Source organism: Pseudomonas sp. A2 (assembly GCF_023100865.1).
GTDB lineage: Bacteria > Pseudomonadota > Gammaproteobacteria > Pseudomonadales > Pseudomonadaceae > Aquipseudomonas > Aquipseudomonas asiatica.
Genome location: NZ_CP039127.1, coordinates 2,553,915 through 2,576,114, shown reverse-complemented (window position 1 = coordinate 2,576,114; position 22,200 = coordinate 2,553,915). Strand labels below are relative to the sequence as shown.

Genomic DNA, 22,200 nt, shown 5'->3' with positions numbered 1-22,200 from the left:
AGCCATGCCGACACATGAACATGCGCAACACAACTTTGACCTGGTCGTGCTGGGCAGCGGCGCCGGTGGCCTTACCGCTGCCGCCACCGCCGCCCGCCGGGGGCTGAAAGTACTGGTGGTGGAAAAGGCCGAGCACTTTGGCGGTACCTCGGCAATTTCCGGTGGGGCGGTGTGGCTTTATGGTACTGATCAAGCCCGCGCCGCTGGTGCGGTGGATTCCCCCGAGACCATTCGCACCTACCTCAGGCAGGTCATCGGCGACGGCTATGACCCCGCGCTGGTCGAGGCCTTCATCGAGCATGGCCACCAGGCGCTGCGCTGGCTGGAGCAGAACACCGAACTGCGCTACGCCCTGCGCCCGCATTCGCCGGACTACTACCCGGACGCCCCCGGTGCCACCCAGTTTGGCCGGGCGCTGGAGATGGTCGAGTACGACGGCAGGCAGCTCGGCCCGCACTTCAAGGACCTGCAGATGCCGCCGCCCGGCATGTTGCTGTTCGGCGGCATGATGGTCAATCGCGTGGATATCCAGCATTTTCTCAGTATTCGCCGCTCGCCCCGGTCGCTGTGGCATTGCCTCAAGCTGATGGCGCGTTACGCGCGGGACCGCCTGCATCATCCGCGTGGCACCCGCCTTACCACCGGCAACGCCTTGATCGCCCGCCTGGCCAGCAGCGCCTTCGCCCATGGCACGCAGCTGTGGTTGCGCAGCGAAGCCCTGGAGCTGATCGTCGAACGCGGCGTGGTCACCGGCGTGGTGGTGCAACGCGAAGGGCGCCGTGAACGGGTGCTGGCCCGGGGCGGTGTGGTGTGCGCCATGGGCGGGTTCGCTGCAGGCGCGCTGGCCGACAGCTACCGGCCGGCCCGGCAGGCGCCGCACCTGACCATGTCACCGCCCAGCAATGACGGCGCTGCCCTGCGCCTTGGCCAAGCCGTGGCCGCTGCCCAGGGTGAGGGCCTGGTGGCCAACTTCTTCTGGGCACCGGTTTCGGAACTGCGCCATGCCAGTGGCGAGCGTGAGCGCTTCCCGCACCTGGTCACCGACCGCGCCAAGCCGGGGGTGATCGCGGTGGGCCCGGACGGGCGACGCTTCGTCAACGAGTCCGATTCCTACCACCATTTCGTGCAGACCATGTTCGCCAAAGGCATCGCCAGCTGCTGGCTGGTCTGCGATGCCGAAGCGATGAACCGCTACGGCCTGGGCCTGGCGCGGCCAAAGCCGGTGGACAACCAGACATTGATCGACGCCGGCTACCTGTACCGCGCCGCAACAGCGCAGGCCCTGGCCGAGGCCATTGGCGTCGACCCACAGGTGTTCATGCAGACCCTGGAGCAGTTCAACGCCGACGCCCGCAACGGCATCGACCGCGCGTTCGGCAAAGGCGGCAACAGCTACAACCGCTACATGGGCGACCCGCAACACACGCCCAACCCATGCCTGGCGCCGCTGACCAGCGGCCCGTTCTACGCCATCCGCATCCACACCGGCGACCTTGGCTCAGCCCGCGGCCTGGTGACCAACGCCCAGGCCAACGTGCTGAACCGCGATGGCCAGCCGATTGCCGGGCTTTATGCAGTGGGCAACGACATGAACTCACTGATGAAAGGCACCTACCCCGGCCCCGGCATCACCTTGGGCCCCGCCCTCACCTTCGGCTGGCTCGCTGCCAACCACATCGCCGCGCGCCTGCAGGCGCCAACCACCCAAATGGAGACCCCAGCATGTACTACGAACTGAGAACCTACACCCTCGACCCACTGAAAATGGCCGACTGGCTGAGCCTGTACCAAAGCCACGCGCTGGAGGTGCAAAGCGAGCATCTCGGTAACCTGGTCGGCTTTTTCACCAGCGAGTTCGGCGAGGTCAACCAGGTGGTGCATATCTGGGGCTATGCCAGCCTCGACGAACGCATGGCACGCCGCGCAGCCATGGCAGCGGACCCGCGTTGGGCAGAGTTCTCAAGGCGCAATCGCGAGCTGGGCGCGGTGCTGCGCTTGCAGTCGCGAATGCTGCGGCCCACCGGCTTTTCACCGCTGCAGTAAAACTAAAACCTTCCTCCAATGCCTGAGCGGAACCCCACGATGCAACCCCTCGAATGTGACGTACTTGTCATCGGCTCCGGTGCCTCTGGCCTGGCTGCCGCCGTTACTGCCGCCCATCATGGCCAGCAGGTGATCGTCGCGGAAAAAGCCAGCCAACTGGGCGGCACCAGTGCCTGGTCGGGGGGCTGGCTGTGGATACCGCGCAACCCGCTGGCCATTGCCGAAGGCATCGTCGAGACCGACGATGCCCCGGAGCGCTACCTGCGCGGGCAAACCCACGTCAGCGAACTGGACCCGCGCCAGCGCGCCTTCCTGCATTATGGCCCGCAGATGGTGGCGTTCTTCCAGCAACACACCGCCGTGCAGTTCCAGTGCGGTAGCCGCATGCCCGACATGCGCGAGGGCGATGGCAGCACGCGCGGTGGTCGTTCGCTGTGCGCCCTGCCATACGACGGGCGCCTGCTCGGGCCCTGGCTGCACAAGCTGCGCCCACCGCTGGACATCGTCAGCCTGGCCGGCATGGGCATTGCCGGCGGCGCCGACATGGCCGCCTTCTTCAACGCCACACGCTCGCCCACGGCCGCGCTGCATGTGGGCAAACGCCTGCTGCGCCATTGCCGCGACCTGCTGCTGCACCGCCGCGGCCTGCAACTGGTCAATGGCAACGCCCTGGTGGCACGGCTGCTGCGCAGCGCCCTGGACCTTGGCGTGAGGCTACTGACCGACAAGCCGGCCAGCCGCCTGCTGGGCGAAGGCCGGGTCAGCGGCGCACAGTTTGCCGACGGCCAGCTGATCCATGCCCGCCGCGGTGTGGTTTTGGCCTGCGGTGGCTTTGCGCATGATCGCCAGCGCATCGCGCAACTGATGCCGCATGCGCCGGACGGTGACCAGCACTACTCCGCCGCGCCATGGGAAAACAGCGGTGACGGCCTGCGCCTGGGCGAACAGGCCGGTGGCATGGTCCAGGCGACTGCGACCCATGCAGGTGCCTGGGCACCTGTGTCGCGGGTGCCGCGCAGCGATGGCAATTTCGGCCATTTCCCACACTTGATCGATCGCGCCAAGCCCGGTTTCATCGCCGTGCGCCGCAATGGCCGGCGCTTCGTCAACGAGGCCGATTGCTACCACGACTTCATGAACGCACTGTTCGCCGCCACGCCAAAGGGTGAAGCGCCGGAAGCCTGGCTGATCTGCGACCATGCCGCGCAACGTCGCTATGGTATCGGCTGGGCCAAGCCCTTCCCTTTCCCCACCCGTCACTATCAACGCTGCGGTTACCTGCACAGCGGTCGCACGCTGGAGGAACTGGCGCAGCGCTGCGGGATCGACGTCGAACAGTTGCAGCGCACGGTGGACGGCTTCAACCGCCATGCAACCCGGGGTGAAGACCCGCTTTTCCAGCGCGGTGTATCGGCCTACAACCGGGCGCAGGGCGAGCCGTCGCAAGCCCCCAATCCGTCGCTGCGGCCACTGCTGCACGGGCCGTTCCACGCAGTGAAACTGTTGCCGGGCAGCCTGGGTACCTTCGCCGGCCTGGGCACGGATGCCTCGGCCCGGGTACTGGACCGCAATGCGCGGCCGATCCCCGGGCTGTATGCGGTGGGCAACGACATGCACAGCGTGATGGGCGGGCATTACCCGAGTGGCGGTATCACACTGGGGCCGGGGATGACATTCGGTTATCTGGCTGGTAGAGCGTTGAGTACCTTGACCACCTGAATTCACGTTGCCCCTTGCCTCGCCCGCAGGCCCAACGCAACCGTTCGGTAACCGAACACTAGCCCCTCCCTTTAATTGACGCTGCCGCCTTCACTGCTCACCATGCACCGGCCTTGCGTGCCCCCTGCCTGGGAACCGGTCACGTACTCGTAGCACCGCAGCTGAATACAATTTCAAGAATCGAGCAGTTTATGAACCACTCCAAGATCACCCCCGCCGCCCCCCGGATGCCCCAGGGTTCGATCGGCGACAAGCTTCGCGGCGCCTTTGGCGTCGGCAAGACCCGTTGGGGCATGCTCGCCCTGGTGTTCTTCGCCACCACCCTGAACTACATCGACCGTGCCGCGCTCGGCATCATGCAGCCCGTCCTGGCCAAGGAAATGAGCTGGACGGCGATGGACTACGCCAACATCAACTTCTGGTTTCAGGTCGGCTACGCGGTCGGCTTTCTGCTGCAGGGCCGGCTGATCGACAAGGTCGGGGTGAAGCGCGCTTTCTTCTTCGCCGTGCTGCTGTGGAGCCTGGCCACCGGCGCTCACGGCCTGGCCACCTCGGCCGCTGGCTTCATGGTCTGCCGCTTCATCCTCGGCCTGACCGAGGCCGCCAACTACCCGGCCTGCGTGAAGACCGTGCGCCTGTGGTTCCCGGCTGGCGAGCGGGCCATCGCCACCGGCCTGTTCAATGCCGGCACCAACGTCGGCGCCATGGTCACACCGGCCCTGCTGCCGATGATTCTGGCCGTGTGGGGCTGGCAGGCCGCGTTCATCGCCATGGGCAGCCTGGGCCTGGTGTGGGTGGTGCTGTGGGTGTTGAAGTACTACAACCCTGAAGATCACCCGCGCGTGCGCCAGAGCGAGGTGGAGTACATCCAGCAGGATGACGAGCCCGAGCCAACCCGCGTGCCGTTCAGTCGTATCCTGCGCCTTCGTGGCACCTGGGCCTTCGCGGTGGCCTACGCGATTACCGCACCGGTGTTCTGGTTCTACCTGTACTGGCTGCCACCGTTCCTCAATCAGCAATACAGCCTGGGCATCAACGTGACCCAGATGGGCATCCCGCTGATCATCATCTGGCTGACGGCGGACTTCGGCAGCATCGGCGGCGGCATCCTGTCTTCCTGGCTGATCGGCCGTGGCGTGCGCGCGACCACCGCGCGGCTGGTGTCGATGCTGATCTTCGCCTGCACCATGGTCAGCGTCACCTTTGCCGCCAACGCCAGTGGCCTGTGGGTCGCGGTGGCGGCCATCTCGCTGGCGGTGGGCGCGCATCAGGCATGGACGGCGAATATCTGGAGCCTGGTGATGGACTACACGCCCAAGCACCTGGTGAGCACGGTGTTCGGTTTCGGCAGCATGTGCGCGGCGATTGGCGGGATGTTCATGACGCAGATCGTCGGTAGCGTGCTGACCGCTACCAATAACAACTATGCCGTGTTGTTCACCATGATCCCGGCGATGTACTTCCTGGCGCTGGTGTGGATGTACTTCATGGCGCCGCGCAAGGTCGAGAGCGCCTGAACGCGCTGACCATTTTCCTCTACGGGGCCCTTGCGGGCCCTTTTTTTGGCCAGTCAGCAAACAGCAGTTCTTGCCTGCCCGGCCTCATGGCCGGCAAGCCAGCATTGGTTCGGCGAGGTTCTGTAGGAGCAGCCTTGTGCTGCGAAGAGGCCGGGGCTGACAACGCCTGTCTATTGGCTGTACCGGCCTCTTCGCAGCACAAGGCTGCTCCTACAAAGGACGCGTCAGACGAGCGATATTGGTTCTCTGCGCGACAGCGCAGCCCAAAGGGCTGGGCAATCTCCCACAGTTACCTGTGGGAGCGGGCGTGCCCGCGAACACGGGCGATAGCCCGTGCCATGCGCCGCGCTCTATCAATCAGACTCTGGCCAACACTGCCATGGCCTTCTCCAGCGCCATGCGCGCACGCTGTTCGCCGCTCATGCCCTGTTCCAGCAACTGCCGTGTGGGGATCTCCAGGCTCAACGGCACATTTGGCGGCAAGCCGCGCAGCAGGCCGACCAGATCGGCATCGCCCTCGCCCGGGAAGCGCCGCTCGTTGCGTGCCTGACGCAGGATCTCTTCCATCTCGGCCGGCACCGGGCCGGCAACGTCGCACAGCTGGGCATAGCGCATGCGCTGCGGTGCCAGTTGCGCCAGATCGTCCAGCGAAGAACCGGAGCGGTTGAAGTGGAAGGCATCCACCAGCACACAGCCATTGGCACGGTCGGCGTTGGCCACCACCCGCATGGCCTGGCGCAGATCACGCACATCAGTCCAGGGCATGAACTCCAGATGCGGATGGATGCCATACCCCACCGCCAGGTCACACAACGCAGCAAAGCGCTCGGTCAGCCGCGCTTCATCCGGGTCGTTGCCAGCCACCAGCAGCTCCGTGCCGCCCAGCTCGGCGCCCACCGCCAGGATCGGCTCGAAATCGGCGACACAGGTTTCCGGCTTCAGCCTCAGGATCTCCAGGTCGAGCACCTTGATGCCCGTATCGCGCAGGCGCGCCTGGGTCTGCCGGCGCAGGCCGGCATCGGCCACCAGCGGGAAATGCTGCTCCTGCTCGGTGGCGGGCACCAGGCGCAGGCCAACGTGGCTGTAACCGGCGCGGGCTGCTGCCTCGACCATGTCCGGCGGGGACAGCTCGAGTACCGTCAGCGCTGCCAGAGAGAAAATTCGTTCAGTCATTATGGTCACCAGACAAGTCAAGCAATGTGCTCGGGCGCACAGGCCCGGCCAGTTTCCGCGGCCTGGCGGATCGCCTCGATCAGCGCCAGGGTCCGGCCACCATCGGCGGCATCGATCAGCGGCGCCTGTTCACCCCGGGCAACCCGTACGAAGTGTTGCAACTGCAAGGTCAATGCCTCGCCGGCGGGGATGCTTTCCTCGCTCTGCAACAACGGCGTGTGCCAGCCCGACCCGGCCTCGGCGTAGTGCCAGCGCTTGAGTTGCGGAATGCTCAGCGCCCCCTGGGTGCCGGCCAGCAGGTAGCACGGCTGGCCATCCTGGCGCGGGTAGACCGGGCTTTCGCCGGAGTCCAGCTCCCAGCTCCACGGCGCGGCCACCGCGTCGGAGCCAGTCAGGCTGCCCAATGCTCCATTGGCGAACTGCAGTAGCACCGCGGCGCTGTCCTCGTTGGCAAAACCGCGCACATCGTTGCGGGTGAATGCCTGCACCTGTACCACCTCGCCGCACAGGTGGCGCAACAGGTCGAGGTCATGGATCAGGTTGGTCAGCAGGAAGCCAGCGCCCGGCTCGCGGCGCCAGGGGGTATCGAAATAGCTGTCGGGCTTTTGCAACTGCCACAGCGCGGTGACGTTGATCAGTCGGCCCAGCTTGCCGTCGGCAATCACCTGGTGAGCCTTGGCGATCAGCGGGTTGTGCCGGCGATGATGGCCGACCAGCACCGGCACATCGTGGCGGCGCGAGGCTTCCACCAGCGCACGGACTTCATCCAGGTGCACGCCCACCGGCTTTTCGACCAGCACCGGCACACCGGCCTCGACGCAGTCCAGGGCGGTGGCGACATGCAGGTTGTTCGGGTTGGCGACGATCACTGCCTCGGGGCGCGCGTGCTCCAGCATCTGGCGGTGGTCGGCAAAACAGGGCACGCCGCATTCGGCGGCAAAGGCCTCGGCCTGCGGGCCCGGGTCGGCCACAGCGCACAGCTGGGCCTGCGGCACATTCAGCAAATGCTGGTAATGCTGGCGGCCCATGCTGCCGGCGCCGATCAAGGCAATACGAAGGGGTGCGTTCAACAGCCTGTCCTCTTGTCATTGTTGTGATACAGATTCCGGAATCCGATTCCACAATCCACATTCGACAATTTAGAACCAGGTTCAGCTTTTAAGAAGAAGCCGCAGGACAGAGTGTGCGGTAATCGACCGGAAATGCACCTTCAGGCGAACAACTCACTGGCCCGGCTGGCCGCCGACAGTTCCTCTGCCGCCGCCAGCAACAGCGGCGCCAGTTCTGCCAGGCGGCTTTGCGCCAGGCGCGCACTGGGCCCGGCAATGCTCAGCACACCGATCACCTCGTCACTTTGCGGGCGGCGCACCACCGCAGCCAGGGCCGAGGTGCCAATGGCCGAGGTTTCCTCGACCCAGGCATAACCGCGCTCGCGAGCGCGGCGCAGGTAGCTGAGCAACTCGTCGGTGGAGCGCGGCGCATTCGGGCCGAACTGCGCCGGGTCGGCAATACCCTGGCGCAACACCATCTGCAGCGCCTGCTCATCGTCCAGGCTGGCCAGCCAGGCATGCCCGGACGCGGTGTAGAACAGCGGCGCGTCGCGGCCCATGTCCGGGTCATAGCGCAGCCCGGAGCGGGCACCCTGGGACTTGGCGATCCAGGTCTGGCGGGCGCCGTCGATCACGCCCAGACGCACCAGTTCGCCGCTGTCCTGGGCCAGGCGGTCGAGAATCGGCTGAATGATGTCGGCACCGCTGCTGGCCAGGTAGCGGAAGCCCAGCGCCACCAGCTTGGCCGACAGCTGGTAGCGGCTGTTATCCCGGTTCTGCCGCACATAGCCCAGCCGCACCAGTTCGGTGAGCATGCGATGGGTGGCGCTCTTGGGGATATCCAGGCGCTCGGCCAGGGTTTGCAACGGCAGCCCTTGCGGCTCACCGGTAAGGCTTTCTACAAGACTGAAGGCGCGTTCGATCTGACTACCAGCCATGACACAGGTCCCTGAAATTTCTGCGAATTCTAGAAGATGATTCCACACCGCCGATAGCCGCCGCAGCAAGGGCGGCACGAACTGTCCGGTTATCGCCCATTACTTGCCCGGAAGGGCCGCCATACCCTTGCGGGCCGATTCGCTGCCAATAAGAATGTGGAACCTTGTTCCAATAACAATACAGGAATCCCGCAATGCCTTCCGCTCCCTACGAAACCGATTGCGATGTGCTGGTCATAGGTTCTGGTGCCGCCGGGCTGGCTGCGGCCGTGACGGCGGCCTGGCATGGGCAGAAGGTGATCGTGGTGGAGAAGGAGCCAGTGTTCGGCGGCGCCACCGCCTGGTCCGGTGGTTGGGCCTGGGTGCCGCGCAACCCGCTGGCACGCCGGGCCGGCATCGAGGAAGACATCGAGCAGCCGCGTACCTACCTGCGCAATGAACTGGGGGCGTATTACAACGCCGAACGCGTCGACGCCTTCCTCGAAGCCTGCCCGCACATGGTGGCGTTTTTCGAAAAGCACACGGCGCTGCAGTTTGCCGACGGCAACGGCATCCCCGACATGCATGGCGACACACCGGGCGCGGCCCAGGGCGGGCACCAGGTGATTGCCGCGCCCTATGACGCCCGCGAGGTGGGTGCGCTGCTGCCACGCCTGCGCAAGACCATGCGCGAAACCTCGTTCATGGGCATGCCGATAATGGCGGGTGCCGACCTTGCCGCGTTCCTCAACATGACCCGCTCGCCCAAGGCCTTGCTGCACGTGTGCAAACGCTTTGGCCGCCACCTGTACCACCTGGCCCGGTATGGCCGGGCGATGCACCTGGTCAACGGCGTGGCGCTGGTGGCCCGCCTGGCCAGGTCGGCACAAGACCTGGGCGTGCGCCTGCAGGAATCGGCGCCGGCCAAACGCCTGCTGGTCGAGGATGGCCAGGTGCGGGGCGCGCTGGTGGCTACACCGCAGGGCGAGCAACTGATCCGTGCCAAGGCCGTGGTGCTTGCGGCGGGTGGCTTCCCCAACGACAACGCCCGCCGCCAGCAACTGTTCCCGCGCGATGCCAGTGGCCATGACAACCTGGCCCTGCCCCCCAAGGGTTGTTCGGGTGACGGCCTGCGCCTGGGCGAGTCGGCCGGCGGTGTGGTCGCTACCGACCTGAAGTCGCCGGTGGCCTGGGCGCCGGTTTCGCGAGTGCCGCACCGCGACGGCAGCGTCGGCCATTTCCCGCACATCATCGAACGTGGCAAACCGGGCATCATCGGCGTGCTGGCCAACGGCAAGCGTTTCGTCAACGAAGCGCATGGCTACTACGACTACGTGTCAGCGATGATCGCGGCGGTGCCGCAGGGCGAAGAGGTGTGTTCGTGGCTGGTCTGCGACCACCGTTTCCTGCGCCGCTACGGCCTGGGCCACGCCCGCCCGGCGCCGCTGCCGGTGTGGCCGCACGTGCGCAGCGGCTATCTCAAGCAGGGTGCCACCCTCGAGCAGCTGGCCGAGGCCTGCGGCATCGACCCGGTAGGGCTGCGCGCCACGGTCAGCGATTTCAACAACCATGCCCGCAACGGCCAGGATCCGGCGTTCGGCCGTGGTTCCACACCGTTCAACCGCAAGCAGGGTGACCCGCGGCACAAGGGGCCAAACCCTTGCGTGGCACCAATCGAGCAGGGGCCGTTCTATGCGGTGAAGGTGCAGCCCGGCTGCTTTGGCACCTTTGCCGGGCTGCGCACCGACGGGAATGCCCGAGTGCTGGATGAAGCTGGGCAGCCGATTGCTGGCCTGTATGCGGCGGGTACCGACATGGCCAGCGTGTTTGGCGGCTGGTATCCGTCGGGTGGTATCAACCTGGGCCCGGCGCTGACCTTTGGCTATGTGGCCGGGCGGCATATTGCCGGGGCGCAGGGGTATGAATGAGGTGAGCGGGTCACTGATGGCTGTGCCCTGTGGGAGTGCCGAAACATCTCGAGTGCCTGAGCCGGCCCTTTCGCGGGTAAACCCGCTCCTACAGGTACTGTGCAAGTCTTGAAGACTGTGGTGATCCTGTAGGAGCGGGTTCACCCGCGAAGAGGCCAGCCCTGGCGACACTTCAATAAAGCCTTACTGCAAAGTGCTGGGCCCATTGGCTACAAGGAAGGGGCTGAATCTGATTTTTCGCTCAAGCCGGGCAACGCATCTGCCCCAGCCAGTACGCCACATCCACCTCGTCGATCTGCTCGGCACGCAGGAACCGCTCGGCATACTGGCGGTACACCCCGCTGCTGAGGAACAGCTCCAGCAACTGGCCGTCGATGTGCCCGCCGCGGGCCATGCCCACCAGGATCTTCACCGACTCGGACAAGGTCTTCGGCGCCTTGTAGGGCCGGTCGGCCGCGGTAAGCGCCTCGAAGATGTCGGCAATCGCCATCACCCGCTCGGCAATGCCCAGGTCCTGCTCGCCCAGCCTGCGCGGGTAGCCGCTGCCATCCATTTTCTCGTGGTGGTTGCCAGCGATGTCCGGAACCCGCTTGAGCTGGCGAGGGAACGGCAAGGAACTGAGCATGATGATGGTCTGTACGATGTGTTCGTTGATCTTGAAGCGTTCCTCGTCATTCAGCGTGCCGCGGCGGATCGCTAGGTTGTACAGCTCGCCGTAATTGCTGGCATAGGCCGGCAGGCGCATGTCGAAGCCCCATCGGTTGCGCGGGTCGTCCTTGGCCACCGGCGGCTTGCGGGGGCCCCAGGGTACGCAATGCTCGGGGCGGTCGGCCAGCAGTGGCTCGTCAACCGGTAGCGCAGGTGGAGGCACGTCGGCAAAGCGCTCCAGCTCATCACGGGAGATGCCCAGGCGGTTGTCGAAATGGCGCTGCCAAAGGCGCTGGCCAATCTGCTGCAGGCGCTCGATGTCGGCGTCCTGCATGAACTCGCCGCCGATGTTGGCCTGGGCGACGAAGGCGAAGTCGTCCTGCAGCTGCGCCTGGCTGCGCACCAGGGTGGCTTGCAGCGCCTGCCGGTCGCCACCGCTGGCCAGGCCTTGCCAATAGGCCATCTCGGCATCCCGCCAGAGCACCTCGAAACGCATGCGCACCTCGTGGATACGGTTGTACAAGGTTTCCAGCTTGGTCGCCTTGTCCACCACATACTCGGGGCTGGTGACCTTGCCACAGTCGTGCAGCCAGGCCGCGACGTGGAATTCGTAGCGTTCAGCCGCGGTCATGTTGAAACTGGCATACGGGCCGGTTTCGGCCGCCACCGCCTGGTCCAGCAGCATCTGCGCCAGTTGTGGCACCCGCTCGCAATGGCCACCGGTATAGGGGCTCTTGGCATCGATGGCATCGGCCAGCAACTTGATCATGGCATCCAGCAGGCGTTGCTGGGCTTCGGCCAGCTGGCGCGTCTCGATGGCCACCGCCGCCACCCCGGACAGTTCCGCGACAAAGCTGCGCAACGGCTGGCCTGCCTGCTCGTGTACATGTCCATCGCCCAGTTGCAGGATCAGTATGCCCAGCAGCGCCTGGCTACGGTCATTCAGCACCAAGGCCAGGGTGCCCTCATGCAGGCCGAGGGCCTGGCTCACTGCCGTGGCCAGGTGCTGCTGGGCAGTCTCGTCCACGGGCAGCTCGCCAGGGTACTGCTCGCCATGGCAGGCAGCGGCCAGGCGCAGCAAGGCGTTTTCGGCATCGAACAGGTAAACCACGCCGGCACTGCCCCCGGCGGCTTCCACCAGATGGGTCAACACACCGTCGAGCATGCGTTCCAGGTCGCGCTCGCTGCTGAGTGTGAGGGTAATCGCCTGAAAGCTGCGGATGGTGCCGGACATGCGGCTAAGCACGCGGCTCAGCTCGCGCACTTCGGATACCCGCGAGCGCACCCCGACTTCGCGGCTGAAATCAAAGCCAGCCAGGCCTTGTACCTGTTCAGCCAGCAACCGCAACGGGCGGCCGATACGCCGGCCAAGCACACCACCGAGCACCAGCAGCACGCTTATCAGGGCAGCGGTCCAGAGCAACTGTTCGAGCAGTACCTTGCGTGCACCGGCCAGCAACTCATGGCCTGGCACGGCAATCAGCACCTGCAGGTCCTGCCCGGCCAGGTTGGTCAGTTGCACACGCATGCCATACCAGGTCTGCCCGTCCACCTGATAAGGCTGCGGCCGGGGGCCTTGCGGCAGGTCGGCGTAAAGGTGCTCCAGGCTGGGGATGCCCAGTTCGGCGATGCGCGACAAGCGCACGGCCTGCCCTTCGTGCACGATTACCCGCTGCAGGTCCGGGTAGGCCACCACGCTGCCCTGGTCGTCGATCACGACGATCTCGGTGCCGGGGGTCATGCGCAGGCCCTGAGTCTCACTGGCCAGGTCGTCGACCGAAACGTCCATGCCGATCACCGCCCCGCCGTCGAGGCTGCGCTGGGCCATGGTCAGGCCGATCTCGCGGGTGGTGAAGAACACATAGGGGTGGGTCAGCACGGTGGTGGGCTGGGCACTGGCTTCGACAAACCATGGGCGCGTGCGCGGATCGTAGCGGTATTCAGGCTTGGCCTGGGCCTGCAGCAGGCTCAGCGAGCGGTCGTAGAAGCGCCATTCACCCTGCACCTCCCCGCCCTCACGGCTGACGCTCTGCACCAGAAATACCGTGCCCGGCGGCGCAGCGAAACGCTGCAGCAACTGCGGGTCACGCAAGCGGCGCACCAGCAGGAACTCACCACTGGGGTAACCCATGTAGGCAGCACTTAGCATGCGGTTGGCGTCCAGCGTCTCGACCAGTTGCGGCAAGCGTTCCAGGCGCTGAGCCGGGGTTTGCGCGGCCGGGTTGTGGGCCAGCAGGCGGATACTGCTGTGCACGGGGTCGATCAGGCGCCGGGCGCGCTCGTCGATGGTCTTGCCTATTTGCTGGGCAGAATCACCCGCTGCGGCCACCAAGGTCTGACGAATGCCGTGATAGCCCTGCCAGGCCAGAGCGGCGCCGAGCAGCAACATGCCCAGCACGATGGCGAGTGCCACCAGCCACTGCAGTGAAATGCCACGTCCGGCGTTGCCAGCAGCACGACCATTCGACACGCAGCCCATCCCAGGTACTCCATGTATGGCACATTGCCTTGGCTGATACCCGCAGCAGTGTAGAGGGCGGACGGGCTTTTTGCCGGGCTAGAGAAGAAATTTAGTCTTGCATGGCTCTTCTAGCCAGTACCGGCCCTTGTAGGAGCGGCCTTGTGTCGCGATAGGGCTGCAAAGCAGCCCCGGCAATTTGTGCATCTGTGCTGAAACCCTGGGGCTGCTTTGCAGCCCTATCGCGACACAAGGCCGCTCCTACAGGTCCTGGGTATGCTTTCGGGGTATCAGGCGCGCAACTGGTACCAGGTGGTCTTGAGCTGCGAATACTTGTCGAACGAGTGCAGCGACAGGTCGCGGCCAAACCCGGACTGCCTGCCGCCGCCGAACGGCACCGTCACATCCAGCGCATCGACCGTGTTCACCGACACGGTGCCGGCCTTCAACGCCCGTGCCACGCGGTGCACCTGGTTGAAGTCATCGCTCCACACCGACGCCGCCAGCCCATAGATGCTGTCGTTGGCCAGGCGCACGGCCTGCTCTTCACTGTCGAAGGCACTGACCGCCAGCACCGGCCCGAATACCTCTTCCCGCGCCAGGCTCATACGGCCATCGACACCGGCAAAAATGGTTGGCTCGATGTAATTGTCCGAGCCGTCGATGGTCAGGCGCCGGCCACCACACACCAACCGCGCGCCATCCTGCCCGGCGCGGGCGATGGCGGCTTCGATCCGGCCAGCCTGACCGGCGTCGACAATTGCACCGGCACGGCTCGCCGGGTCCAGCGGGTTGCCTGGCAGCCACTGGCGGGCCTTGGCCTGCAGGCGCTCGATGAACTCGTCATGGATGGAGCGCTGCACGTACAGCCGCGAGTTGGCCGAGCACACTTCGCCCTGGTTGAAGAAGATGCCAAATGCCGCCTTTTCCGCAGCCAGGTCCAGGTCCTGGCAGTTTTCGAACACCAGGTTGGGGCTCTTGCCGCCGCACTCCAGCCATACCTGTTTGAGGTTGGACTGGGCCGAATACTGCATGAAGTACTTGCCCACCTGGGTGGAGCCGGTGAACACCAGGCAGTCCACGTCCGGGTGCAGGCCCAGTGCCTGCCCGGCCTGCTCGCCCAGGCCCGGCACCACGTTCAGCACACCTTCCGGCACACCGGCCTGCAGCGCCAGCTGGGCCAGGCGCAGGGCCGAGAACGGTGATTGCTCGGCGGGCTTGAGCACCACGCTGTTGCCGGCAGCCAGCGCCGGGGCGAGCTTCCAGGCGGCCATGTCGAGCGGGAAGTTCCACGGCACCACGGCGGCGACCACGCCGAGGGCTTCGCGGGTGATGGTGGCCAACGCGTTGGGCGCGGTGGGTGCCACCTGGTCGTACAGCTTGTCCAGCGCCTCGCCATACCAGGCGAACACCTGCGCCGAGCCCGGCACGTCGATGTTGTAGGCGTCCATGACCGGCTTGCCCATGTTCAGCGAGTCCAGCAACGCCAGTTCTTCGCGATGGGCCAAGATCAGCTCGGCCAGGCGCAGCAGCACTTTCTTGCGCTCACCCGGGGCCATGCGCGGCCATGGGCCTTGTTCGAAAGCCCTGCGGGCGCTGGCGACGGCCAGGTCGACCTCGGCCTGACCGCAGGCGGTGACCTGGGCCAATACCTTGTTGGTGGCGGGGTTGATGGCGGCGAAGGTGGCGCCGTCCTGTGCGTTGACGGGCTTGCCGTCGATCAGTGCATTGGCCGGGAGGTAGAGGTCCGAGGCACGTTGTTGCCAGAATTCGAGGGTGTACATTTGTACTCCAGGCGACCGTCGTGCGGTCTTCTTGCGCAAGTAACAGGTACCACACAGTCCGCAAGCACGCCGCACTCCCTCTGTGGGAGCGGGCATGCCCGCGAACCAGGCGACACGGTGGATGGCACCGGCTTCGCCGGTGTTCGCGGGCTTGCCCGCTCCCACAGGGATCAGCGGTCTAGAGTTTGCCGACCAGGCGCGCCGTGCGGTCCACGGCAATGCGGGTCTTCTCTACCAACTCATCCAGCTCGCTGTGGTTGGCGATCAGTGCCGGCGCCATGATCATCCGGCCCAGGGTGGAGCGAATGATCACCCCTTCCTCGAAACCGAAGGTGCGGCACTGCCAGGCCAGGTCGTTCTCATTGGCAAAGCGCTTGCGCGTCGGCTTGTGCTCGGCGAACTGCAGCGCCGCCACCAACCCGGCACCCTGCACCTGGCCGATCAACGGGTGGTCGGCGAACACCTCGCGCAGGATGCGTTGCAGGTACGGCCCGGTGTCTTCCTTCACCTGGCGCACGATGCCTTCGTCACGCAGCGCCTTCAGGTTGGCGATGGCCACCGCCGCCGCCACCGGGTGGCCGGAATAGGTCAGGCCGTGGGCGAACACCCCGCCCCGCTCCACCAGCGCCTCGGCAATGCGCTTGCTCAGCACCAGGCCACCCATGGGCACATAGCCGCTGGTCAGGCCCTTGGCGATGGACAGGGTGTCGGGCTCGAAGCCGAAGTACTCGTGGGCGAACCATTCACCAGTGCGGCCAAAGCCGCCGATCACTTCATCGGCGCACAGCAGCACGTCGTACTGGCGGCAGATGCGCTGGATCTCGGGCCAGTAGCTTTCCGGCGGGAAGATCATGCCGCCCGCGCCCTGGAACGGCTCGGCGATAAAGCCGGCGACGTTCTCGGCCCCCAGTTCGAGGATCTTCTCCTCCAACTGCAGCGCGCAGCGGCGGCCGAACTCGGCCGGGGTCAGCTCGCCGCCCTCGGCGTACCAGTACGGTTCATCGATGTGCGCCACATCCGGGATCAACCCGCCCATTTCGTGCATGAACTTCATGCCACCCAGCGCCGTGGCGGCCAGGGTCGAGCCGTGGTAACCATTCCAGCGGCCGATCATGATCTTCTTGTTCGGCTGGCCAACCACCTGCCAGTAGCGGCGCACGGTACGGATCAGCACCTCGTTGGCCTCGGAGCCGGAGTTGGTGTAGATCGCGTGGCTGTAGTGCCCCGGCAACAGGCTGAACAGCAGCTCGGACAGTTCGATCACCGCCGGGTGGGTGGTGTGGAAGAACATGTTGTAGTAGGCCAACTGGTCCATCTGCGTGGCAGCTGCGGCTGTCAGGTCGCGGCGGCCGTAGCCGAGCTGGGTGCACCACAGGCCGGACATGCCGTCCAGGTAGCGCTTGCCCTCGCTGTCCCACAGGTGCAGGCGTTCGCCACCGACGATCACCCGCGGCCCTTCGGCGTTCAGCGCCTTCTGGTCGAGGAAGGCATGGATGTGGTGCGCGGCATCGGCTGCCTGGTAGTCACGGGTCTGGCGTTGCGGGGCGAAAGGCGCATTCATTGTTGGTTTTCCTTTGCGGTGGGGTTGCAGGGTGGCTTGCGCTCAGCGCAGCTTGCCCATGTAGCTTTCCAGCGGGTCCTTGCCCAGCACGCCCTGGGCATTGGCCAGCGCGTCGATGAACAGGGAGAACAGCTCGGACTGGGTGCCGATGTCGAGCTTGGCGTAGACGTTCTTGCGGTGTGACTTGATGGTGTCCTCCGACACCCCCAGGCGCTCGGCCAGCGACTTGGTCGAGTGGCCGCGCAGGATCAGCTGGGCGATACGGCATTCACGCTCGGTCAGCAGCGAGCTGCCGAAGTTGTTCAGCGCCGCGTGGATGCGCTGCTCGAGGATGTTCTCGAAGCGCCCGGCGCGGCTGTCCAGCCCGGCGAAATGCTTGCTGAGCACCGCCAGCACCCAGGGCGTGATACGCGCGAACAACGCACGGGTTTGCCCATCGAGCTTGTCGGTGAACGCCAGCGATACTGCCAGGCTCTGCCCGGGCGCGACCTGCAGGATGTAGTTGAGCTCATCCTCCAGGTGTGAGTGCCGGTAGAACGACTGGTAGTACTCGCTGACCTCGAAATGGTCGGGCGCCACTTCGAACAGGCCGTAGCAACCGGACTCGACCTGCTCCACACAGGCGCCGTAGAACGGGTCGAGCAGATAGAAGCCGGACAGGTAGCGGCTGACATTGCCCTCGGGCTGCCAGGGCGCCTTGTCGTCCTGCTCGAACAGCGCGCAGGGCATGCCGTCGTGCGGGTACAGGTACACCGTGGTCGCCTGGATCGGCCGGATCACGCCAAGCGCAGCAAACAGGGTGGCGGCAAAGCCCGGTCGGCCGATCGCCTCGGTGACCTTGGCCAGGTGCTCGAACCACTGTTGCGAAAGCAATTGATCAGTCACTTTGGGCCTGCCGTCTCAAGTAAAGGCACCGCTGCCAGTGCGGTGCGTCGTTGGCAAGATACTCCCATGGCACTGCAAACACCGAAATCACCCTTTGGGGTGAGCAGGCAAAGCCCCCTGCCGGCTCACCCCAAAGGGTGATTCCGGGTACCGGCGGGGTGTGGGAGCATCAACCCGCCCCAGCGCTGCGAGCCACCCGCTCGACCTCCTTGCACAACGCCCACCGGTATCGAGCCCGCTCGCATACCGCGGCGTCCTGCATCCCTTTCCAGGAGTTAGCAATGCATACAACAACAAGTACAGCCCATAGCCCTGCACATAGCCCGTCGCAACCCACCGCCAGCAACGGCCGTTTCCGCAAGTCCATGGGGCTGCCCGCCCTGGTGCTGTTCGGCCTGGCCTACATGGTCCCCCTTGCAGTATTCACCACCTACGGGCTGGTCACCCAGATGACCAAGGGGCACCTGCCCATCGCCTACCTGCTGACCCTCGCCGCCATGCTGCTGACCGCCTACAGCTATGGCCGCATGGTCCAGGCCCACCCCTACTCCGGCTCGGTCTACACCTACACCCGCAAGGCCTTCGGCAGCCACATCGGTTTCATCACCGGCTGGACCCTGCTGCTCGACTACATCTTCCTGCCGCTGCTCAGCTACCTGCTGATCGGCATCTACATGTCGGAGTACTTCCCGGCCATCCACGCCTGGGTGTGGGTGGCGGGCTCCATTGCCCTGGTCACATTCCTCAACCTGATCGGCATCGAGTCGATCACCCGGGTGAACTGGATACTGGTGTTGGTGCAACTGGTGTTCATCGTCGTGTTCGTCGCCCTGTCCATCCACAACCTCAGCGGGCAGGCGCAGCCGGTGTCGCTGCTGGCGCCGTTCCACCACGAAGGCTTCAGCGTGCCGTTGATCATGACCGGCGCCGCCGTGCTGTGCCTGTCGTTCCTGGGCTTCGATGCGGTCTCGACCATGGCCGAGGAAACCAGCAACCCCACCTACCGCATCCCCGTGGCGATCCTCGCCGTGTCGCTGATCGGCGGCATGTTGTTCCTGGTGGTGTCGTACTGCGCACAAATGGTATTCCCTGACTGGGGCAGCTTCGCCGACCCGGACTCGGCGTCGGTGGATGTGATGCGCCGGGTCGGCGGCGAGCTGCTGGTGACGGCCTTCACCGCCACCTACGTGGCCGGCTGCTTCGCCTCGGCCATGGTGTCCCAGGCCAGCGTGTCGCGAGTGCTGTTCGCCATGGGCCGCGACGGTGCGTTGCCCCGCGCGTTCGGCCAGCTGGTGACGAAAAAGCGCGTACCGGCCACGGCCATCCTCCTGGTCAGCCTGCTGTCGCTGATTGCCTTGGTGATCAGCCTCGACACGGTGGCCAACATGATCAGCTTTGGCGCGCTGTTCGCCTTCTCGGCGGTGAACCTGGCCGTGGTCAAGCACTACCTGATCGACCACAAGCTGCGTGGTGGTCGCAACTACTTGCTGTATGGCGCCATTCCCGGCCTGGGCTTCCTCAGCACGTTGTGGCTGTGGAGCAGCCTTACCAGCCTGTCGTTCACCATCGGTTTGTGCTGGATGGGCATGGGCCTTGTGGTGCTACTGGGGCTTACCCGCGCGTTCAGGGTGAAGCTGCCGGAGTTGCAGATGGCCGAGTGACTTACGCGCTGTCGAGCATTTGCGCGGTCCCACAGGGGGCCGCGCATACAGAGGCCAGCACAGGACCATCAGCCCTGTATACAATCCACAAAAACCTTGCTTACAATGCCATGCGCCTATGACATCGGTAATCGCCGATGCGTATTGCGACAGGCTTAAGCCATGTCATCTACAAATGCTCCAAGAACGCTACTGGTCAAAAACGCCGAACTGCTGGTCACCATGGACGGCGAACGCCGCGAGATCAGGAACGGCGGAATGTTCATCGAAGGCAACCTGATCCGTCAGGTCGGCCCCAGCGATACCCTGCCACAGCACGCCGATGTGGTGCTGGACATGGCCGGCAAGGTGGTCATCCCGGGCCTGGTCAACACCCACCACCACATGTACCAGAGCCTCACCCGCGTGGTGCCGGCGGCCCAGGACGGCGAGCTCTTCAACTGGTTGACCAACCTGTACCCGATCTGGGCACGCCTGACCCCCGAGATGATCGCGGTGTCGACCCAGACCGCCATGGCCGAACTGATCCTGTCCGGCTGCACCACCTCCAGCGACCACCTGTACATCTACCCCAACGGCTGCAAGCTCGACGACAGCATCCATGCCGCCGACGAGATCGGCATGCGCTTCCACGCCGCGCGCGGCAGCATGAGCGTGGGCCGCAGCCAGGGCGGACTGCCGCCTGATTCGGTGGTGGAAAAGGAAGCCGACATCCTCAAGGAATCCCAGCGCCTGATCGAGGACTATCACGACGCCAGCCACGGCTCGATGCGCCGCATCGTGGTGGCGCCCTGCTCGCCGTTCTCGGTCAGCCGCGACCTGATGCGCGAAGCAGCCGTGCTGGCGCGCCAGTACGGGGTGTCGTTGCACACCCACCTGGCCGAGAACGTCAACGACATCGCCTACAGCCGCGAGAAGTTCGGCATGACCCCCGCCGAATATGCCGAAGACCTCGGCTGGGTTGGCCACGATGTGTGGCACGCCCACTGTGTGCAACTCGACCAGCACGGCATCGAACTGTTCGCCCGTACCGGTACCGGCGTCGCCCACTGCCCGTGCTCGAACATGCGCCTGGCCTCGGGCATCGCCCCGGTGCGCAAGATGCGCGACCACGGTGTGCCGGTGGGCCTTGGGGTCGACGGTTCGGCATCCAACGACGGCGCCAGCATGATCGGTGAAGTGCGCCAGGCCTTGCTGCTGCAACGGGTTGGCTTCGGCCCAGACGCGATGACTGCGCGCGAGGCGCTGGAAATTGCAACGCTCGGCGGCGCCAAGGTGCTCAACCGCAATGACATCGGCGCACTGGCGCCAGGCATGGTGGCCGATTTCGTCGCCTTCGACCTCGGCCACGTGGCCTATGCCGGTGGCCACCACGACCCGTTGGCGGCGCTGGTGTTCTGCACCCCGACCCAGGTGCACACCAGTGTCATCAATGGCCGTGTGGTGGTGAAGGACGGCCAGCTGGCCACGGTCGACCTGCCACGGGTGCTGGAGCGCCACAACCAGTTGGCACGCCAGCTGGTCAGCGGCGAGTAAGCAACCATTCGGGGCCGCCTTGGCGGCCCATCGCCGGCAACGCTGCCGTGTCTTGCGAAATCAGAGGACCATGAGCATCTCATGCCAGGCCATGCCGCCGTGGTCCGACGGCGACGGTTTCACGTACTGATACCCCAGCTTCTGGTACAGGGCCACATGCTGCTCCTTGCACATCAGGTGAATGGTCAGCTTGCCCGCCGCCTTCATGCGTGCGATGAATTCATCCATCAACTGCTTGGCGTAGCCTTTGCCCTGGTACGCCGGGTCAACCACCACCGACATGATCACCACGTTTGGCGCCGCCGGGTCGTGCCCGACCAACTCCTTGAATGCCTCGTCGGACATCACCACTTCGTGGGCACAGCCGCTATTGATGAAACCGACGATCTCGCCCGCGTTTTCCAGCACCAGGAAGCCCTGCGGATACTGCGCGATGCGAGTGCGGATCTTCTCCAGCGTGGCCGCCTCGTCGCCTTCATAGGCACCGATTTCGATGGCGTAACAGCGTTCGGCGTCGGCGGCTGTGGGGGTGCGAAACTGGGGGGCGCTCATGGCGGGTTTCCTTGGTAATGGGCAAAAACAACCGCCATGGTAAATGAGCGCCGCTACCACAGGTACAGCTTGTTTTGTGTTGTCATAGGCGCAAGGTGCCCTTTTTTGAAGCGCTGAAGTTCTACAAGTTGTTGCCGCTGCGAACTTTTTCCCGTTTACCGGTCTATGTGGGAGGCACAGAAAGGAAACGGAACGCGAGACTAGGTTCGCCCGACACCTGCTGGCCTGATGGCTCAATTGTTATCAGAGGTTGGCTTCGCTCATGAAAATACATGTCGCAAGGTTGATGCTGCTCGGCCTGTTCTCGTTCGCGGCGATGGGCACGGCATCGGCAACACAGATGAAGGCGCCCGCAGTGGCTGCCCCGGCGGTTCAATCACCGTTGCAGCCTGCCGGCAACCCCTGGTCCAGGGTGGCCAGTGTGGCCGATGAACAGCCAGCCACGTTGCTGGCCCACGATGACGACCGCTGGCATGACCACCGCAGCGACTGGCGCCGCGAACAGTGGCGGCGCGAGCAGGCCCGCCGTGATTGGGAGCGCCGGCGAGACTGGGAACGCCGACGCGACTGGGAACGGCGCCGCGACTGGGAGCACCGCCATGAGCGGGCCATGCACCACCGCTACAACGATGACTACCGCTACTATCGCCGTTGATCGTTGATCCGCAGTTGGCACGCTCGATGTGGGAGCGGCCTTGTGTCGCGAAAGGGCTGCGCAGCAGCCCCAGCATTGGTTGCCGTAATGCTGGAACCAGGGGGCCGCTCTGCG

The 22,200-nt window shown here is 65.2% G+C and carries 16 protein-coding genes; 8 read left to right on the top strand and 8 right to left on the bottom strand.

The features are described 5' to 3' along the window. Positions 1-4: 4 nt before the first annotated feature. From E5221_RS11935 to E5221_RS11920, 4 genes are all read left to right on the top strand, one after another. A complete protein-coding gene (locus E5221_RS11935; protein ID WP_247847505.1) occupies positions 5-1,738 on the top strand; it encodes an FAD-dependent oxidoreductase in 1,734 nt (577 codons plus the stop codon). After that, on the top strand, positions 1,723-2,043 hold the full coding sequence (locus E5221_RS11930) for an NIPSNAP family protein (RefSeq protein WP_013972108.1): 321 nt from the start codon (positions 1,723-1,725) through the stop codon (positions 2,041-2,043). Before E5221_RS11935 ends, E5221_RS11930 begins: the two co-directional genes overlap by 16 nt. Positions 2,044-2,082: 39 nt before the next feature. Beyond that, positions 2,083-3,762 (top strand): FAD-dependent oxidoreductase, encoded by a 1,680-nt coding sequence (locus tag E5221_RS11925; protein ID WP_247847503.1) that lies wholly within the window; start codon positions 2,083-2,085, stop codon positions 3,760-3,762. 191 nt (positions 3,763-3,953) lie between these two features. Next, the gene (locus E5221_RS11920) at positions 3,954-5,279 is read left to right on the top strand and encodes an MFS transporter (protein ID WP_247847501.1); all 1,326 of its coding nucleotides are present in this window, start codon (positions 3,954-3,956) and stop codon (positions 5,277-5,279) included. A gap of 357 nt (positions 5,280-5,636) precedes the next feature. Here E5221_RS11920 and E5221_RS11915 read toward each other — a convergent pair whose 3' ends face one another. From E5221_RS11915 to E5221_RS11905, 3 genes are all read right to left on the bottom strand, one after another. Then, a complete protein-coding gene (locus E5221_RS11915) occupies positions 5,637-6,452 on the bottom strand; it encodes a sugar phosphate isomerase/epimerase (protein ID WP_247847499.1) in 816 nt (271 codons plus the stop codon). Positions 6,453-6,469: 17 nt separating this feature from the next. Beyond that, complete coding sequence (locus E5221_RS11910; protein ID WP_123085848.1) at positions 6,470-7,522, bottom strand: Gfo/Idh/MocA family oxidoreductase; 1,053 nt, start codon at positions 7,520-7,522, stop codon at positions 6,470-6,472. A gap of 140 nt (positions 7,523-7,662) precedes the next feature. After that, positions 7,663-8,439 (bottom strand): IclR family transcriptional regulator, encoded by a 777-nt coding sequence (locus E5221_RS11905; RefSeq protein ID WP_023662480.1) that lies wholly within the window; start codon positions 8,437-8,439, stop codon positions 7,663-7,665. Positions 8,440-8,633: 194 nt separating this feature from the next. Between E5221_RS11905 and E5221_RS11900 the strand changes: the two genes are divergently transcribed. After that, positions 8,634-10,346 carry an FAD-dependent oxidoreductase gene (locus E5221_RS11900; RefSeq protein ID WP_247847498.1) on the top strand — a complete coding sequence of 571 codons (1,713 nt, stop codon included), beginning with the start codon at positions 8,634-8,636 and terminating at the stop codon, positions 10,344-10,346. Between the two features lie 241 nt (positions 10,347-10,587). On the opposite strand, the gene E5221_RS11895 is transcribed toward E5221_RS11900, so the two are convergent. The 4 genes from E5221_RS11895 to E5221_RS11880 all read right to left on the bottom strand — a co-directional run bounded on the left by E5221_RS11895 (position 10,588) and on the right by E5221_RS11880 (position 17,682). Next, positions 10,588-13,473 carry an HD domain-containing phosphohydrolase gene (locus E5221_RS11895; protein WP_247847497.1) on the bottom strand — a complete coding sequence of 962 codons (2,886 nt, stop codon included), beginning with the start codon at positions 13,471-13,473 and terminating at the stop codon, positions 10,588-10,590. Between the two features lie 269 nt (positions 13,474-13,742). Beyond that, the gene (locus E5221_RS11890; RefSeq protein WP_054571866.1) at positions 13,743-15,236 is read right to left on the bottom strand and encodes an aldehyde dehydrogenase; all 1,494 of its coding nucleotides are present in this window, start codon (positions 15,234-15,236) and stop codon (positions 13,743-13,745) included. 178 nt (positions 15,237-15,414) lie between these two features. Next, entirely contained in the window at positions 15,415-16,797 is a 1,383-nt protein-coding gene (locus E5221_RS11885) for an aspartate aminotransferase family protein (protein WP_038409318.1), read from the bottom strand. A gap of 42 nt (positions 16,798-16,839) precedes the next feature. After that, positions 16,840-17,682 (bottom strand): helix-turn-helix transcriptional regulator, encoded by an 843-nt coding sequence (locus E5221_RS11880; RefSeq protein ID WP_061550962.1) that lies wholly within the window; start codon positions 17,680-17,682, stop codon positions 16,840-16,842. 281 nt (positions 17,683-17,963) lie between these two features. On the opposite strand from E5221_RS11880, the gene E5221_RS11875 reads away from it, so the two are divergent. Both E5221_RS11875 and E5221_RS11870 read left to right on the top strand, forming a co-directional pair. Further along, complete coding sequence (locus E5221_RS11875) at positions 17,964-19,343, top strand: APC family permease (RefSeq protein WP_247847496.1); 1,380 nt, start codon at positions 17,964-17,966, stop codon at positions 19,341-19,343. 162 nt (positions 19,344-19,505) lie between these two features. After that, positions 19,506-20,879: an 8-oxoguanine deaminase gene (locus E5221_RS11870; RefSeq protein WP_025338655.1), complete on the top strand. Its 1,374-nt coding sequence runs from the start codon at positions 19,506-19,508 to the stop codon at positions 20,877-20,879. Between the two features lie 60 nt (positions 20,880-20,939). On the opposite strand, the gene E5221_RS11865 is transcribed toward E5221_RS11870, so the two are convergent. Next, on the bottom strand, positions 20,940-21,431 hold the full coding sequence (locus tag E5221_RS11865; protein WP_061550960.1) for a GNAT family N-acetyltransferase: 492 nt from the start codon (positions 21,429-21,431) through the stop codon (positions 20,940-20,942). A gap of 286 nt (positions 21,432-21,717) precedes the next feature. Here E5221_RS11865 and E5221_RS11860 point away from each other — a divergent pair, with 286 nt between their 5' ends. Then, a complete protein-coding gene (locus E5221_RS11860; protein ID WP_013972093.1) occupies positions 21,718-22,086 on the top strand; it encodes a hypothetical protein in 369 nt (122 codons plus the stop codon). Positions 22,087-22,200 lie beyond the last annotated feature (114 nt).

What these genes read in the sequence shown, in the direction of transcription:
- E5221_RS11935 (WP_247847505.1), top strand. Translation starts at nt 5, where the DNA reads ATGCCGACACATGAACATGCGCAACACAACTTTGACCTGGTCGTGCTG.
- E5221_RS11930 (WP_013972108.1), top strand. Translation starts at nt 1,723, where the DNA reads ATGTACTACGAACTGAGAACCTACACCCTCGACCCACTGAAAATGGCC.
- E5221_RS11925 (WP_247847503.1), top strand. Translation starts at nt 2,083, where the DNA reads ATGCAACCCCTCGAATGTGACGTACTTGTCATCGGCTCCGGTGCCTCT.
- E5221_RS11920 (WP_247847501.1), top strand. Translation starts at nt 3,954, where the DNA reads ATGAACCACTCCAAGATCACCCCCGCCGCCCCCCGGATGCCCCAGGGT.
- E5221_RS11915 (WP_247847499.1), bottom strand. Translation starts at nt 6,452, where the DNA reads ATGACTGAACGAATTTTCTCTCTGGCAGCGCTGACGGTACTCGAGCTG.
- E5221_RS11905 (WP_023662480.1), bottom strand. Translation starts at nt 8,439, where the DNA reads ATGGCTGGTAGTCAGATCGAACGCGCCTTCAGTCTTGTAGAAAGCCTT.
- E5221_RS11900 (WP_247847498.1), top strand. Translation starts at nt 8,634, where the DNA reads ATGCCTTCCGCTCCCTACGAAACCGATTGCGATGTGCTGGTCATAGGT.
- E5221_RS11895 (WP_247847497.1), bottom strand. Translation starts at nt 13,473, where the DNA reads ATGGGCTGCGTGTCGAATGGTCGTGCTGCTGGCAACGCCGGACGTGGC.
- E5221_RS11890 (WP_054571866.1), bottom strand. Translation starts at nt 15,236, where the DNA reads ATGTACACCCTCGAATTCTGGCAACAACGTGCCTCGGACCTCTACCTC.
- E5221_RS11885 (WP_038409318.1), bottom strand. Translation starts at nt 16,797, where the DNA reads ATGAATGCGCCTTTCGCCCCGCAACGCCAGACCCGTGACTACCAGGCA.
- E5221_RS11875 (WP_247847496.1), top strand. Translation starts at nt 17,964, where the DNA reads ATGCATACAACAACAAGTACAGCCCATAGCCCTGCACATAGCCCGTCG.
- E5221_RS11870 (WP_025338655.1), top strand. Translation starts at nt 19,506, where the DNA reads ATGTCATCTACAAATGCTCCAAGAACGCTACTGGTCAAAAACGCCGAA.
- E5221_RS11865 (WP_061550960.1), bottom strand. Translation starts at nt 21,431, where the DNA reads ATGAGCGCCCCCCAGTTTCGCACCCCCACAGCCGCCGACGCCGAACGC.
- E5221_RS11860 (WP_013972093.1), top strand. Translation starts at nt 21,718, where the DNA reads ATGCTGCTCGGCCTGTTCTCGTTCGCGGCGATGGGCACGGCATCGGCA.